Genomic DNA, 14,843 nt, shown 5'->3' with positions numbered 1-14,843 from the left:
ATGACAACCCCACGCCCCAACATCATCTTCATCGTGGCCGACGACCTCGGCTTTGCCGACCTCGGTTGTTACGGCGGTCGCGACGCGAAGTTCGGCAAGGTCTCGCCCGTGCTCGACCAGCTCGCCGCTGCGGGTCTCAAGTTCACACAGGGTTATGCCAACTCGCCCGTGTGCTCGCCCACCCGTTTTGCCCTCATGACCGTCCGCTACCAATACCGCCTGCGCGGCGGTGGGGAAGAGCCCATCAACAGCAAGAGCAAAGGCAGCACTATTCTGGGCCTGCCGCCTGAGCACCCCACGCTGCCCTCGCTGCTCAAGGCGAGTGGCTACCGCACGGGCTTGATCGGCAAATGGCATTTGGGCTACCCGCCCCATTTCAGCCCGATCAAGTCAGGCTACGAAGAGTTCTTTGGGCCCATGTCAGGCGGGGTGGACTATTTCACCCACGCCAGCAACAACGGCACGCACGACCTGTACACCAACGAAGAAGAAAAACACGAAGACGGCTACCTGACCGACTTGATCTCGCACAAAGCGGTCGATTTTGTGGAACGCATGGCCCCGGGCGCTGCGCAGGGCACACCCTTCTTTTTGAGCCTGCACTACACCGCACCCCACTGGCCCTGGGAAACCCGCGAAGACCATGCGCTGGCGGCTGAAGTCAAAGACAACTTGTTCCACCTGCACGGCGGCAACATCCACACCTACCATCGCATGATCCACCACATGGACGAAGGCATTGGCTGGGTGGTGGACGCGCTCAAAAAGACAGGCCAACTCGACAACACCCTGATCGTTTTCACCAGCGACAACGGCGGCGAACGCTTTTCCGACAACTGGCCGCTGGTAGGTGGCAAGATGGACCTGACCGAAGGCGGCATCCGCGTGCCGTGGATCGCCCACTGGCCTGCTGTTGTCGCGCCGGGCGGCACATCCGCCCAGCATTGCATGACCATGGACTGGTCGGCCACCATGGTCGAGTTGGCAGGTGCACAGGCCGATGCTGAGCACCCGTTTGACGGCGTGTCGCTCGCCCCCGTGCTCCGCGACGCCAAGCACCAGTTTGAGCGCCCGCTGTACTGGCGCATGAACCACCGGGGCCAACGCGCCCTGCGCATGGGCGACTACAAATACCTGCGGGTGGACGGTAACGACTACCTGTTCAACATCCCGGCAGATGAGCGCGAACGTGCCAACCTGGGCGGACGGCAGCCGGAGCGCTTGCAAGCCATGCGCTCTGCGTGGGAAAACTGGGACGCCACCGTGCCCGCCATCCCCGAAGACGCCACGGTCAGTTTGGGTTACTCGGTCAAGGACATGCCGCAGCGTTGAAGTGGCGGCGGCTAAGATCGAGCATGGCTTATATAGATCGATTCCTCACTTTTCGTGAGTGGCCCCAACTGACAGCTCCGCTGGCCCGCACCGAAATGCTGGCGGGTTTGACCGTGGCCTTGGTCATGGTGCCGCAAGCCGTGGCCTACGCGGGCCTGGCAGGCATGCCATTGGTCACAGGGCTTTACGCCTGCCTGATTCCGGCCCTTCTGGCCGTGTTGTTTGGCAGCGCCACCCGCTTGTCGGTTGGCCCGGCTGCGCTGACTTGTGTGTTGATTGGGGCATCGCTGACCGGCATGGCCGAGCCCGGTTCACCCGAATGGGTCGCACTGGCGGTGTGGCTGTCACTGTTGTCGGGTGCCATCCAGCTGCTGCTGGGTTTGGGCCACTACGGCTGGCTCATCAACCTGGTCAGTGCCCCCGTCATGATGGGTTTTACCCAAGCAGCCTCTTTGCTGATCATGGCTTCACAAGTGCCCGCTTTGCTGGGCGTCAAGGCCTGGAGCTGGGACCCGAGCACTTGGTCCACATGGCTCACCAACTGGCCAGCCTTGTTTGGTTTGGTCAGTTTGGGCGCGCTCTTGGTGCTGCGCCAAATCAAACCCCGCTGGCCCAGCATCATGCTGGTGATGGGCGTCGCCTCGGCTGTAGGCTACGCCACGGGGTATGCAGACCACGGTGAGATTGTTGGCCTGCTGCCTTCGGGCTTGCCCGACTTTTACTGGCCTCACTGGCCAGGTTTGGACACCCTCAACCAACTGTGGGTGCCCGCCATGGTGATTGCCTTGGTGAGCTTTCTGGAAACCGCATCCAGTGCCCGCATCGAATGCCAACGCGACGGCAAACGCTGGGATGACAGCACCGAACTGTTTAGCCAAGGGTTGGCCAAACTGGCTTCAGCGTTTTCGGGCAGCTTTCCCACCAGCACTTCATTCTCTCGCTCAGCGCTCATGCTGTATTCAGGCGCGCGGTCTGGTTGGGCGGTGGTGGCCTCGGTCGGCTTTGTGCTGCTGGCTTTGCTGATCCTCATGCCTGCGTTGCAATACGTGCCGCGCTCGGTCATGGCAGCCGCCGTCATTGTGGCCGTGCTGAACCTGTTCCAACCCCGGCAATTCCTGAAACTCTGGCGCATCGATCGCATTGAAACCCTGACCGCAGGCATCACGTTTGCCATCACGCTGGCCACCGCACCGCGTATTTACTGGGGCGTGATGACCGGCGTGTTGGTGGGCTTGAGCCACTTTTTGCACACCCGCTTGCACCCGCGCATCATCGAAGTGGGCCTGCATGCCGATGGCAGTTTGCGTGATCGCCACTTGTGGAAATTGCCGCCATTGGCGCAACACCTGTATGCGATGCGCATGGATGCTGAATTGGATTTTGCCGCCGCCAGCGACTTTGAGCGGGCCATCACCGATCACTTGGCGCGTCACCCCGACACGAAGCATGTTGGCCTGTTTGCACAACCCATCAATCGGGTGGATGCCACAGGCGTGGAGACATTTGGACAACTGCACCGCCAATTGGCCCAACGGGGGATCACCCTTTACATCAGTGGTATCAAGTTGCCCGTTGAAAGCGCTTTGCGCCGTGCTGGTGAACTCAACGAGGGGCCGTTTCTCAAGATGTACCGCACCGATGCCGAAGCGCTGCAAGCACTCAAGGCGCTCGACCCGCTGCCAGACGACATGGGCGCAGCTGCCATCTGAAACCCATCAAGCGGGGATTTCCGCCTCGACCAGCAGCGCCAGCAATTGCAGCGACTCTTGCCAGCCCAGACAACAGGCCTCAGCCGGAATCGGATCGGGAATGCCCGCTTGCTCGATGTTCAACTCGGTGCCCACCGAGACCGTTTGAAACCGGATGGTGGTGACCATCTCGCCCGGCAAATCGGTGGCATCAAAACGGTCGGTGTGGCTCAGCAACTCAGCGGGGCGAAATTCCAAAAACTTGCCCCCAAAGCTGTGCGATTGACCATTGCTCAAGTTGGTGAATGACATCTTGTAGACGCCGCCCAAACGGGCGTCCATCTCATGCACGCGGCCCGTGAACCCATGGGGCGGCAACCACTTGGCCATCGCATCGGGGTCGATGAAAGCGCGAAAAACACGTTCAGCGGGTGCGCGAAAGACGCGCTGAAATGTAACGGTGTGGGGCATAGGTTCTCCTAACTGTCGGCCATTTTGCCAACGATCAAACCAAGCCTTTTTCAAACTCGGTCAAACGCTTGTAAATCGACCGCAGCTCAGTGATGTCGGTCCAGCGCTCGATCAGGTAAGAGAACGCCTCATTCACCTTGCCAAACGCATTGCTCACCTGTTGGATCACGCCCAGCGTGATCAAGCCCGTGAACAGAGATGGCCCCATCAGCAGGTAGGGAAAAATCACCATCGTCTGGCTGTAGAAATTGCTCCACAAATGGAAGTAAGCGTAGTGGTTGAACAAACGGAAGTTGTTCAAACGCACCCCGGTGAACAAATTCAACACGGTGGGTAAATCCATGCGACTACGGTCGTCTTCGGCGTAAACCAAATCCTTACGCAAAGCGGCTTCGGTTCTCTGGTTGTTGTATTCCAGACCAGGCAGGCGAATGCCCACAAACCACGACAAGAGGGTGCCACCCACCGCAGTGGTCAAAGCCACCCAGAAAAGCGAGCCCTCAAACTGCAGCCAGGCAATGGCCATGCCCTTGGACAAGGCCCACAAAATCGGAATGAAAGACACCAGTGTGAGCACCGCACGCACCAGACCCAGACCCAGGTTTTCGGTCTGGCGGGCAAAGCGCATGCAATCTTCTTGAATGCGCTGCGAAGCCCCTTCAATCGTCTCGCTGGTCTTTTGCCAACGCGGCAAATAACCCTCGGTCATGGCCTGCCGCCAGCGAAAAGCGTAATGTGAGGCCAAATAAGTTTCCACACTGCGCAGCACCATGTAGGGAAACGCGATCCACGCAAACTGAACCATGAAGCCCCAAAACTTCTCTAGGCCCCCGGCCTGCTCGGGCTTTTGCAGCAAATCGTAAAACTCGCCGTACCAACTGTTGAGCTTGACGGTCTGCTGCACCGTGATGAACACCAGCGCGACCAAGACCAATAAACCACCCCAAGCCCACAAAGCCCAACGGCGTGATAGAAAAAAACTGCGGAACATCCAAAAGCCTTCAGGTGATGGTGCAAGGGTCAGGGGTTGACGTTATTTACCGTCTCGGTCTTGAAGTCTGCGGGCAAAACGACTTCAAGCAACTCCACATCGTCGCTGTGCCCCAGTTCCCGGTGGCGAATGCCAGGCGGTTGGTGCACACAAGAGCCGGCCTCCATGCGCACAACGCCCTGCCCTTCGTACTCAAACTCGATCCAACCTTTGAGTACATAGACCAGCTGAAACTCGGTGTGGTGCAGGTGCGGCTGACTCGAAAATTCCTTGCCGCCAGCGGCGCGAATGACGCTGGCCGTCACCCTGCCCTGGGTGGCATCTTTCATGCCGAGATCACGGTACTCAAAAAATGAGCGTAGCCCCTTTTCAAACTGCGCGTCCTTGGCGTGGGTGACCACGAAACCTTGTGTCGTCATCTGCATCTCCTTGAGAGCTTGGGTTGAATTGACTGAACAGTCTTGTGCATCCTTATGCGGTTTGAGAGGCCCGCCAGTAAGCCACGACGGCATTGGCATGACCATGACCCATGCCGTGCTCGGTCTTGAGCCAGGCCACCATCTCCATGTGTTTCATGCCATCGCACGACTTGAGCAAGTCAAGCCAATGCCCAATCGGTTGGCCGTACTTCTTTTCGATGGAAGGGAAATAAGACGCGGGGCCTTTGGGTTTTTCAGGAATTGTCATGACGATGGCTTCCTTATTCATGCAGCGGAGCTCGCTGCAGATTGCAGAACCTCGGTCGCCCACTGATTCAAACTCTTTCCGGCGGCTTGTGCCGCCACCAAAGCAGCACCATGGGTTTCAGGCGGCACACGTAGCATGAGCTTGCCTGAGGCTGGTTTTTCGGGTGGGATGCCTTGAGCCTTGCAGTCGTCCAAAAAATCATCAATGGCCACTTCAAACTCATGCCGAAGCTCTGACACTGTTTCACCATGAAATCCGATGATGCAGCGCAGACCCAAAACGCGGCCCACAAAAATGTTGTCCCGCTCATCAAACTCGATGCGGGCCAAATAGTTTTTATAAGTCATGGTGTTCATGGATGGACTCCAACTCGTTCTAACAACTCGCGCACTTCTTCCACTTGATAGCACTTGGCTTCTTTGCCTGGATGCGGGCGATGGCAGCGCCATTGCTCGTCTTTGAGGGTGATCTTGATGCGGGAACCTTCGCGTTCATGCACATCACCACCCAAGGCCACCAGCAGCGATTCAATGTCTGCAAAAACCAGCGAGGCCAATGTGGGCTTGGCAAATACAGCACGCAAGGTTCTTCGGTGTTTCGTGCTGACACTGGGAATGCTATCAAAAAGTGCAATCATGTCAACACCTTCTTTAATGAGTATTTTTATATCCATTAATTATGCGCTGGCTTTGAGATCGACTTTGACTTGATCTAACAGTCGTTGGGGTATGACCTTGAGCAACAGGCCATGCTGATGAACATGGCTTTCAGGCGGTAACGATCCATCCCTCTAATGGATCAAACGGCGGCAAGCCGTATTGCGGATGCCCCGCCTCGTGCTGCTGCTGCGCCCAAGCCGCTTGCATCAGGCACAGGGTGGCGTCGAGCGCATCGCCGCTGGCATCGTCGGCCAGACGGCCCAGCAGCGCATTGCTGGCCACCAAGCGCAGGCCCAGACGGGTCTGCCCGCGTTCCAACGCGCCCAGCAACTCTCGCCGGGCCAGCAAACGCTCTGGCGTTTGTTTGGCTTTGTCGTCGCTTTTGTAGCTGGTGTTCCCCAGCACTTCCCGTGCGAGCAAGCCGGGGTAGGCTTCCAGCGCCACGCGGCGCACGTCGCCTGCCTGCAGGCCGGGCAGGTGCAGACCCGCTTGGCGCAGCAGGGGAACGCCCGCGTGCAGCATGTAGGCCACGGGCGGGTTGACCCATTTCATGGACGGGCTGGAACCTGCGGGCTTGTCGGCGGCGCGGTGCGCAAACTTGCCACCCACTGGCCGGACATTGCAAAACGCGGCAAACTGCTCGCGAATTTGGGGGCGCTCCAAGGCGCAGTAATGGTCCATGCAAGCCGCCCAGTCGGTGGGCCAGCCCAAGGTCTCGACCAGCTCACGCGGCAAGCCAAAAGGCAGGTCAAAGCCGCCCACCCAATCAGCGGGCTGCGCGAGCCAGTCGCCAAACGCAGACAGCGTGTCAAAGGTCTGCAGGGCTTGCAGCTGCACCCTGCCCTGGCGGGCTTGGCCCAGCGCAAGCACGATGGGTTTGCGCCTGCTGGGGCTGCTGGAGAAGTCGCAGCCAATGAGGTTCATGGTTCGCTTCGCGACGAGGGCGTCGCTCCTACAAAGCTCAGGCGCGCCCGATGATGGACGCGGTGGCCATCAGCTCTTCGAGCAAGGCCAGCGAGACTTTGCCCGACACGTTGTACGGGTCCAGCTCGGCACGCTCGGAGTATTTGAGCAAGATGTTGGTGTTGACGCGCGAGGCGTCGACCTGGCCCATGGTCCAGCCACCGAAGCGGCGCTCTGAGATTTCTTCGTAATGCAGCAAGACCACTTCTTTGTGGCGCGCATCTTTCTGGATGTGGCCATACAGTTCGCTCACGGCGGTTCGCCCGCCCTCGATGGCTTGCAAAAAGATGCCACCGCCGTAGCACAAGATGCCCGTGATGCCAGATGCCGGATTGAATTGGCGCGACTGGCTCAAGATGGACTCAATGGTTTCGGGCCGGGTGTCCACCGCGCGGCTGGCGTAAAGCAGGCGTACCAACATGGTTAATCCTATTTGGGAATCAGAGACAAAAATTCACGACGCAGGTTCGGGTCTTTGAGAAAGGCACCGCGCATGACCGAGTTGATCATCTTGCTGTCCATGTCTTTCACACCACGCCAACCCATGCAAAAGTGGCTGGCTTCCATCACGATGGCCAGACCATCGGGTTGGGTCTTGCGCTGAATCAAATCAGCCAGCTGCACCACGGCTTCTTCTTGAATCTGGGGACGACCCATGATCCATTCAGCCAGGCGGGCGTATTTGGACAGGCCGATCACGTTGGTGTGCTCGTTGGGCAGCACGCCGATCCAGATTTTGCCAATCACGGGGCAAAAGTGGTGGCTGCAGGCGCTGCGCACGGTGATGGGGCCAACGATCATCAGCTCATTCAGGTGCTCAGCGTTGGGGAACTCGGTGATTTCGGGGGCTTCGATGTAGCGGCCCTTGAACACTTCCTTCAGATACATCTTGGCCACACGGCGTGCGGTATCGCCCGTGTTGTGGTCGTTGACCGTGTCGATCACGAGACTGTCGAGCACGTCCGCCATTTTTTCAGTGACTTCGTCGAGCAGCTTTTCGAGTTCGCCGGGCTCAATGAACTCGGCAATGTTGTCGTTGGCGTGAAAGCGTTTGCGCGAGGCGTTGATGCGCTCGCGGATTTTTACCGAAACGGGTACGCCTTCGTCTTCGGGCGTGGTGACAGAAGCAGTCATGGCATCTGGGGTTTATTGATATGGGCTTCATCGTACCAGCGATTGGCAGCGTCAATCTGCGGACATCCGAACGGCCATGACTGAAGAGGGGACACACCTTTATCAATAACGATTGCCTGTCAAAAACAGCGCCAAACGCATCAGTGCGAAAGCCACACGGTCACGCAGCCTCAAGTGCCAAGGACTTTTTGTAAAGCTTTGCATCCCTACAGGGGTACTTTGTTGCTCGATCGCCAAAATCAATCGCTGGTGCAATTGCTGGGCAAAAGCTTTGTCGGCCACCATCACGTTGGCCTCACGCGCCAACAACAAGCTGAGCGGGTCCAAATTGGACGAACCCACGGTGGCCCAGGGGCGGTCGTGGTCGGGATCGATCACTGCAACCTTCGCATGCAAAAAGCTGGCAGCGTATTCGTGTATTTCGATGCCAGCAGCCAGCAACGCCCCATACACGGGCCGGGCGGCATGGTATTGCATGAAATACTCGTACCGCCCTTGCAACAACAAGCGCACACGCACGCCGCGTTTGGCCGCGTGGATCAGCGCCTGACGCACACGACGCCCTGGCAAAAAATACGCATTGGCGATGACGATTTCGTGCCGCGATGCACCGATCGCCTTGAGGTAAGCGCGCTCAATCTGACCGCGGTTCAGCACGTTGTCACGCAGCAGAAGTCCGGCCTTGGCGACCACTTTGGCTTCCAAAGCCAAATCTGCCTCCTGTTGCCAAGACAAATGAACGCCTGCCACGCGAAATGAGCTCAAGGCCTCTGGAAATTGCTGCTGTTTCGCATGATGGACGCCCTGAATCCGCCACCACAACTGGGCCATCGTCTCTTGCATTTGCTGGACCAAAACGCCGCGTGCCGACACTGCAAAATCCAAGCGGGGTTGCGCCAGGGTGCCGTAATGGGGGTCGTACCAGTCGTCCAGTATGTTGATGCCCCCACAAAACGCCAACTGACCATCGATCACGCACAGCTTGCGGTGCAAGCGCCGCCAACGGCTGGGAATCAACAAGCCCAGAGTTCCCAACGGGGAGTAAACCCGCCACGCTACACCGGCAAGAAGGAACCTTTCTTGCCATTCTGGCGGCAATCGGGGGGTTCCTACCCCGTCCACCACCACCCAGACGCGCAGCCCTCTCAAAGCTGCACGCTCCAATGCCTCTGCCACCCGAGCAGCCGCGCCATGAAAATCAAAAATATAGGTTTCCAGGTGCACTTGACTGCTGGCTTGGTCAAGGGCGGCGACCAAGGCATCGAAATAGGCTTGGCCGCCTTCAATCAATCGGATGTGATGACCGTCATGCAAAGGCGCACCATGTCCCATGCTCAATCCATCCAAGTGAATTCGGCGACCAGGGGCAAATGGTCCGACATGCGGTGCCAAATCCGCCCCATGGGCACCATGGCGTGTATCGGCTTGAGGCCGCGTGCATAAATGTGGTCCAACTGGTTCAAAGGCAAGCGCGAGGGGAATGTGGGCGTGGGCTGTTCACGCCACTCCCCAAAACCAGCCTGCGCCATAGACCGCCCCAGTCCTGTGCCCCAGTCGTTGAAGTCACCCGCCACCAGCACCGGAGCTTGGGTGGGAATGGTGTTTTCGATGAACGCCAGCAACTGCACCACTTGGCGGACCCGACTGGCAGGCACAAGCCCCAAGTGCACCACGATCACATGCACCACCCGGTCGACGACCTGCACCGTGCTGTGCAAGAACCCGCGCTGTTCAAAACGGTGGTCCGAGATGTCTTGCTGCTGGTGCGACAGGACAGGCCAACGCGACAACATGGCATTGCCATGCTCGCCATGGCGGGTGATGGCGTTGGTGCGGTACACCGATTCATAGCCTTCTGGGGCCAGATAGTCGGCTTGGGTCTGCTTGGGCCAATGCGCAAAATGCCGCTCTTCTCGGCGGTGCATGCGGCGAACCTCTTGCAAGCACACGATGTCGGCATCGAGCTGCTCAACCGCGTGGCCCAGATTGTGAATTTCCAAACGCCTGGTGGGCCCCACGCCCTGCACACCCTTGTGGATGTTGTAGGTGGCCACACGCAAAACAGGGTGTTCGTGTCTTTGGGGCATGCTCAGCCGACGGGTTTTGAAAAGCGCGGCAACATCAAAATGGCCTCGGCATTGGAGGGCGAAAAACACTGATCCGCCGCGGCCTGCCAAGGCTGCCATTGCCAGTCGGTGTGTTCGGCAGGGCTCAGGGTGATGGGCAGTTTTTGTGGCACGCGCAGGCCAAAGACGCGTTCGGTGTTTCGGCTGACTTCGGGTGCGTAGCGCCAGCGCCAAGCGGGGTAAATGTCGTATTGGTTTTCCAGTTCCCAATCGTGCAAGTAGCAGTCGGGTTGGCGTGCGTCGATACCGGTCTCCTCCCACACCTCTCGAATGGCCGTCTCGGCCCATGGTTCATGGGGGTGGTCTTTGCTGCCCGTGACCGACTGCCAAGTGCCTGCATCCGTTCGGCGGATCAAGAGCACCTCTTGTTCTGGCGTGTGGATGACCACCAAAACCGATTCGGGGATTTTGTAAACCACAGGGTCAGACATGGGTTGGGGTTCTCCGTGGAAAAATACCACTTCAAACCATTGTAGTCAGCGCCTTGCTGGCACGACACCCCAACACCAAAAGCTGCTCTAAGCATTCCACCCATGCTAATTTCCACAACCTTTCTGCAGACTGAAACACCCCATCCTGTGATGGAAGTGCAAGGCTTGAACGGCGGCCCAGAAGACCTTCTTCTTTTCAAAAACTTGGATCTGTGCATTCCACCCGGCGTTTGCGCACTGCTAGGGGACGAAGGCTGCGGAAAAACCAGCCTTTTACGCTTGCTGTCGGGCGATTTGGTCGCCCAATCCGGGCAACTTCGCGTGTTGGGGGTTGAGGCCAGCTTGTACGCGCCACCACCCGGGGCTGTGTTTTGGACAGACTTGCGCATGCCACAACACGACGAGAACACCCCAGGCCAATGCTGGGCTGCTTTGGCACCGATGTGGCCTGCTTGGTCTGAAGACACCCAGAATGCATGGGTCACCGCTTTGCAACTGACACCCCATTTGGACAAGCGCTTGAACATGCTGTCCACAGGCAGCCGCCGCAAAGTGGGCCTGGTTGCGGCACTGGCCTCAGGGGCCACGGTGACGCTGCTTGACCAACCGTTTGTCTCGCTCGACGCAACATCCATACGCGTGCTGCAAGAGCTATTGAGGGACACTTTCCGGGATCCGAAAAGGGCTTGCTTGATCGCCGACTATGAAACACCCGCTCACCTCACACTGGCAGCGGTGCTTCAGTTGTAAGTCAAGAAAAGTCCTGTGGTGTCGATACTCAAATGATGTCTGTTGTCATATGGACTTTATGGCGTACCAGCCAATACGCCTTGTGAACCCGGCCGTTTTTGAATGTTTCCCACTTTGTTTGCTTTTAAACCTTGGGCATTGACTGCACTGTGCGCTTGGACCCTCTTGTTGGGGCACAGCACGGCAGTGGGCCAGACCACCTTAAACGCCCGTGCGGTGCGCCCCCCTGCAGCGGAGCGCTGTTTGCTGCCGGCCGCACAACGCCATGGCGTGAACCCCAAAATACTGAAGGCCATCTTGCAGGTTGAATCGGGCATGCGTGCGGATGTGGTGAACCACAACCGCAACGGCACCATGGACGTGGGCATGGCCCAGATCAACTCCATCCACTTTCCAGAATTGGCCCAGTGGGGCATCACCCCCAGCAAACTCATGGACCCCTGCGTGGCCACCCATGTGGCAGCTTGGCACCTCAAGCGCAGTTTGCTGCGGCACGGCAACACTTGGTTTGGCGTGGCCGCCTACCATTCAGCGACACCCGAGCACAATTTGCGCTACCAAGAATTGGTTCGCAGCGAAATGGCGCGCACGGGATCTTTGCGCTGACAATCAAGTCAAGCGTTTTTCAGAGACGCGGCATTTAAGCCGCAGCCAGCAAAACGCCATCCGTGGGTGGCGCTTTTCAGTGCTTACAACAGTGCTTAGAACCGATCTGCGTTCATGACTTGGGTCCAAGCGGCAACGAAGTCACGCGCAAACTTCTCGCGGTTGTCGTCTTGCGCATAGACCTCGGCATAAGCCCGCAGCACCGAGTTGGAGCCGAACACGAGATCCACCCGGCTGGCGGTCCACTTGACCTTGCCCGACTTGCGTTCGCAAATGTCGTACGCGTTTCGGCCCGTCGGCTTCCACTGGTAAGCCATCTCAGTCAGGGCCACAAAGAAGTCGTTGCTCAAGACCCCAACACGGTCGGTGAACACACCGTGCTGACTGCCGCCATGGTTGGTGCCCAGAACACGCATGCCGCCGATCAGGGCCGTCATTTGTTGTGCGGTCAAGCCCATGAGTTGGGCGCGGTCCAGCAACAGCTCTTCAGGGCTGCCGAGGTTGGCGCTGCCTACCCAGTTGCGAAAACCATCGTGCACGGGTTCGAGCACTGCAAATGATTCGGCATCGGTCATCTCAGCGGTGGCGTCGCCACGGCCGGGCTTGAACGGCACTGTTATATCAAAACCTGCGGCTTGGACAGCTTGGGCCACGCCCAGGTTGCCGGCCAAGACAATCACATCGGCCACGCTGGCACCTGTTTTCGAAGCGATGCCTTCCAGCACCGCCAACACTTTGGCCAAGCGCTCAGGTTCGTTGCCGGCCCAGTCTTTTTGTGGGCTGAGGCGAATCCGCGCACCGTTGGCGCCGCCGCGCTTGTCGGAATGGCGAAAGGTTCGGGCGCTGTCCCACGCTGTGGCCACTCGGTCGCTCACGCTCAAACCGCTGGCCAGAATGTCGGCGGTGACGGCGTCCACGTCGTAGCTGGCGTTGCCCATGGGCACGGGGTCTTGCCAGATCAGGTCTTCCTGCGGCACTTCGGGGCCGATGTAGCGCGTCTTGGGTCCGAGGTCGCGGTGGGTCAGCTTGAACCATGCGCGTGCAAACACTTGAGAAAAATACTCGGGGTCTTTGTAAAAGCGTTCAGAAATTTTTCGATACGCCGGGTCCATCTTCATGGCCATGTCGGCGTCGGTCATCATGGGTTGCACACGAATGGAAGGGTCTTCCACGTCCACCGGCATGTCCACTTCTTGGATGTTGATGGCTTTCCATTGCGAGGCACCTGCGGGGCTTCGGGTGAGTTCCCACTCGTGGTTGAGCAACATGTCGAAATAGCCGTTGTCCCATTGTGTGGGGTGCGTGGTCCATGCGCCTTCAAGTCCACTGGATACGGTGTCACGCCCCACGGCGCGGGTGGAATGATTGATCCAGCCCATGCCTTGCTCTGCCACATCGGCGGCTTCGGGCACAGGCCCCAAGTTTTGTGCGCTGCCGTTGCCGTGGGCCTTGCCCACGGTGTGACCGCCAGCGGTGAGGGCAACTGTTTCTTCGTCGTTCATGGCCATGCGCTTGAAGGTCAGGCGCACATCCATCGCGGTTTTTAAGGGGTCAGACTGGCCGTTCACACCTTCTGGGTTCACGTAAATCAAACCCATTTGCACAGCGGCCAAAGGGTTTTCAAGCGAGTCGCGGCTGTCGCTGTCATAGCGCGAGGAGCCCAACCATTCTTTTTCAGCGCCCCAGTGGATGTCTTGCTCGGGATGCCAAATGTCTTCACGGCCGAACGCAAAGCCAAAGGTCTTGAGGCCCATCGACTCGTAAGCCACTGTGCCCGCGAGCACGATCAGATCGGCCCAGCTGAGCCGGTTGCCATATTTTTTCTTGATGGGCCAGAGCAGGCGACGGGCTTTGTCGAGGTTGACGTTGTCGGGCCAAGAGTTGAGCGGTGCAAAACGCTGATTACCGGTGCCCGCACCGCCACGGCCATCGGCAATGCGGTAGGAGCCTGCCGAGTGCCACGCCATGCGGATCATCAAACCACCATAGTGGCCCCAGTCGGCAGGCCACCAGTCTTGGCTGTCGGTCATGAGTGCCGTCAAGTCTTTTTTGAGGCCAGGCACGTCCAGTTTTTTGACTTCCTCTCGGTAATTGAAGTCGGCGTCCATCGGGTTGGTCTTGGTGTCGTGCTGGTGCAAGATGTCCAAGTTGAGCGCCTTGGGCCACCAAGCTTGGGCCGCATTGGCGGTCGCTTTGTCGGTGTTGGCGCCATGCATCACGGGGCATTGGCCTGCATCAGGGGTGTGGGGGGTCATGGTCAAATTCCTTCACTGAAAGTGTTGAAGTCCATGGTCCTCCCTCGAGTGCCTTTTGAAATCAATGCGCGCTGGGTCCCCTTTCTGAAACAAGGGCAAAAATATAAGCGGCGTCAATTTCACCTCTTTTTCACGCTATGCCCCATAATGTGTCTGTGCACGTCTTTAAAAACGGCACAAGTCAGGTGATCGGTCAGTTTCGCGCGCTACGGCGGCAGTTTTCAGTTTGTTGTGCTTTCGGGACCCCATCGCTTTGTTTTTTTGTATTTCTGAGGAGTCCTCCATGGGCAATAAACTTTACGTTGGCAACCTGCCATACACCGTTCGCGACGAAGACCTGCAACAGGCATTCGGCGAATTCGGCGCCATCACCAGCGCCAAAGTCATGATGGAACGCGACACAGGTCGTTCTAAAGGTTTCGGCTTTGTCGAAATGGGCAGCGATGCCGAAGCACAAGCCGCTATTGCTGGCATGAATGGCCAATCTTTGGGTGGCCGTAGCATCACTGTGAACGAAGCCCGTCCGATGGAGGCACGTCCTCCACGTACCGGTGGTTTCGGTGGTGGTGGCGGTTACGGCGGTGGCGGTGACCGCTCCGGCGGTGGCGGCTACGGCGGCGGTGGCCGTTCCGGTGGCGGCGGTTACGGCGGTGGCGGCGATCGCTCCGGCGGTGGCGGCTACGGCGGTGGCGGCGGCGGTCGCGGCGGCTACTAAGCCCTGCAAACCCTGTCAACGGCAGCGATGCCGTT

18 protein-coding genes are annotated in these 14,843 nt (G+C 58.5%); 5 read left to right on the top strand and 13 right to left on the bottom strand.

Annotation, left to right across the window (positions count from 1 at the left end):
- Together B9Z40_RS12720 and B9Z40_RS12715 are read left to right on the top strand one after the other, a co-directional pair.
- Nucleotides 1-1,332 (top strand): sulfatase, encoded by a 1,332-nt coding sequence (locus B9Z40_RS12720; protein WP_100173717.1) that lies wholly within the window; start codon nt 1-3, stop codon nt 1,330-1,332.
- Between the two features lie 23 nt (nt 1,333-1,355).
- Nucleotides 1,356-3,041 (top strand): SulP family inorganic anion transporter, encoded by a 1,686-nt coding sequence (locus B9Z40_RS12715; RefSeq protein ID WP_100173716.1) that lies wholly within the window; start codon nt 1,356-1,358, stop codon nt 3,039-3,041.
- A 6-nt stretch (nt 3,042-3,047) separates the two neighbouring features.
- Here the strand turns inward: B9Z40_RS12715 and B9Z40_RS12710 are convergent, their stop codons facing one another.
- From B9Z40_RS12710 to nudB, 12 genes are all read right to left on the bottom strand, one after another.
- Entirely contained in the window at nt 3,048-3,491 is a 444-nt protein-coding gene (locus B9Z40_RS12710) for an SRPBCC family protein (protein ID WP_100173715.1), read from the bottom strand.
- A 34-nt stretch (nt 3,492-3,525) separates the two neighbouring features.
- Nucleotides 3,526-4,482 (bottom strand): putative transporter, encoded by a 957-nt coding sequence (locus B9Z40_RS12705; protein WP_100173714.1) that lies wholly within the window; start codon nt 4,480-4,482, stop codon nt 3,526-3,528.
- 29 nt (nt 4,483-4,511) lie between these two features.
- A complete protein-coding gene (locus B9Z40_RS12700) occupies nt 4,512-4,901 on the bottom strand; it encodes a cupin domain-containing protein (protein ID WP_100173865.1) in 390 nt (129 codons plus the stop codon).
- A 52-nt stretch (nt 4,902-4,953) separates the two neighbouring features.
- Nucleotides 4,954-5,169: a DUF4287 domain-containing protein gene (locus tag B9Z40_RS12695; RefSeq protein WP_100173864.1), complete on the bottom strand. Its 216-nt coding sequence runs from the start codon at nt 5,167-5,169 to the stop codon at nt 4,954-4,956.
- Nucleotides 5,170-5,186: 17 nt separating this feature from the next.
- Nucleotides 5,187-5,525: a type II toxin-antitoxin system HicB family antitoxin gene (locus tag B9Z40_RS12690; protein ID WP_100173713.1), complete on the bottom strand. Its 339-nt coding sequence runs from the start codon at nt 5,523-5,525 to the stop codon at nt 5,187-5,189.
- Nucleotides 5,522-5,806, bottom strand: coding sequence for a type II toxin-antitoxin system HicA family toxin (locus B9Z40_RS12685; protein ID WP_100173712.1), 285 nt, complete (start codon nt 5,804-5,806; stop codon nt 5,522-5,524). Before B9Z40_RS12685 ends, B9Z40_RS12690 begins: the two co-directional genes overlap by 4 nt.
- 130 nt (nt 5,807-5,936) lie before the next feature.
- Complete coding sequence (locus B9Z40_RS12680; RefSeq protein ID WP_100173711.1) at nt 5,937-6,752, bottom strand: DUF429 domain-containing protein; 816 nt, start codon at nt 6,750-6,752, stop codon at nt 5,937-5,939.
- A gap of 37 nt (nt 6,753-6,789) precedes the next feature.
- On the bottom strand, nt 6,790-7,212 hold the full coding sequence (locus B9Z40_RS12675; protein WP_100119233.1) for a BLUF domain-containing protein: 423 nt from the start codon (nt 7,210-7,212) through the stop codon (nt 6,790-6,792).
- 8 nt (nt 7,213-7,220) lie between these two features.
- On the bottom strand, nt 7,221-7,925 hold the full coding sequence (gene folE / locus B9Z40_RS12670) for a GTP cyclohydrolase I (protein ID WP_100173710.1): 705 nt from the start codon (nt 7,923-7,925) through the stop codon (nt 7,221-7,223).
- A gap of 102 nt (nt 7,926-8,027) precedes the next feature.
- Nucleotides 8,028-9,257, bottom strand: coding sequence for a cardiolipin synthase ClsB (gene clsB, locus B9Z40_RS12665; RefSeq protein WP_100173709.1), 1,230 nt, complete (start codon nt 9,255-9,257; stop codon nt 8,028-8,030).
- 2 nt (nt 9,258-9,259) lie between these two features.
- Complete coding sequence (locus B9Z40_RS12660; RefSeq protein WP_100173708.1) at nt 9,260-10,012, bottom strand: endonuclease/exonuclease/phosphatase family protein; 753 nt, start codon at nt 10,010-10,012, stop codon at nt 9,260-9,262.
- A 2-nt stretch (nt 10,013-10,014) separates the two neighbouring features.
- Entirely contained in the window at nt 10,015-10,482 is a 468-nt protein-coding gene (gene nudB, locus B9Z40_RS12655; protein WP_100173707.1) for a dihydroneopterin triphosphate diphosphatase, read from the bottom strand.
- A 102-nt stretch (nt 10,483-10,584) separates the two neighbouring features.
- Here nudB and B9Z40_RS12650 point away from each other — a divergent pair, with 102 nt between their 5' ends.
- Both B9Z40_RS12650 and B9Z40_RS12645 read left to right on the top strand, forming a co-directional pair.
- On the top strand, nt 10,585-11,232 hold the full coding sequence (locus tag B9Z40_RS12650; RefSeq protein WP_233204910.1) for an ATP-binding cassette domain-containing protein: 648 nt from the start codon (nt 10,585-10,587) through the stop codon (nt 11,230-11,232).
- Nucleotides 11,233-11,334: 102 nt separating this feature from the next.
- Nucleotides 11,335-11,838 carry a lytic transglycosylase domain-containing protein gene (locus B9Z40_RS12645; RefSeq protein WP_100173705.1) on the top strand — a complete coding sequence of 168 codons (504 nt, stop codon included), beginning with the start codon at nt 11,335-11,337 and terminating at the stop codon, nt 11,836-11,838.
- A 95-nt stretch (nt 11,839-11,933) separates the two neighbouring features.
- On the opposite strand, the gene katG is transcribed toward B9Z40_RS12645, so the two are convergent.
- Entirely contained in the window at nt 11,934-14,093 is a 2,160-nt protein-coding gene (katG, locus tag B9Z40_RS12640; RefSeq protein WP_100173704.1) for a catalase/peroxidase HPI, read from the bottom strand.
- A gap of 283 nt (nt 14,094-14,376) precedes the next feature.
- On the opposite strand from katG, the gene B9Z40_RS12635 reads away from it, so the two are divergent.
- The gene (locus tag B9Z40_RS12635) at nt 14,377-14,808 is read left to right on the top strand and encodes an RNA-binding protein (protein ID WP_100173703.1); all 432 of its coding nucleotides are present in this window, start codon (nt 14,377-14,379) and stop codon (nt 14,806-14,808) included.
- Nucleotides 14,809-14,843 lie beyond the last annotated feature (35 nt).

The sequence above is a fragment of the Limnohabitans sp. 15K genome (assembly GCF_002778285.1).
Taxonomy (GTDB): Bacteria; Pseudomonadota; Gammaproteobacteria; order Burkholderiales; family Burkholderiaceae_C; genus Limnohabitans_A.
The sequence above is the reverse complement of the archived record's forward strand: the minus strand, read 5'-3'. Positions and strand labels throughout refer to the sequence as shown.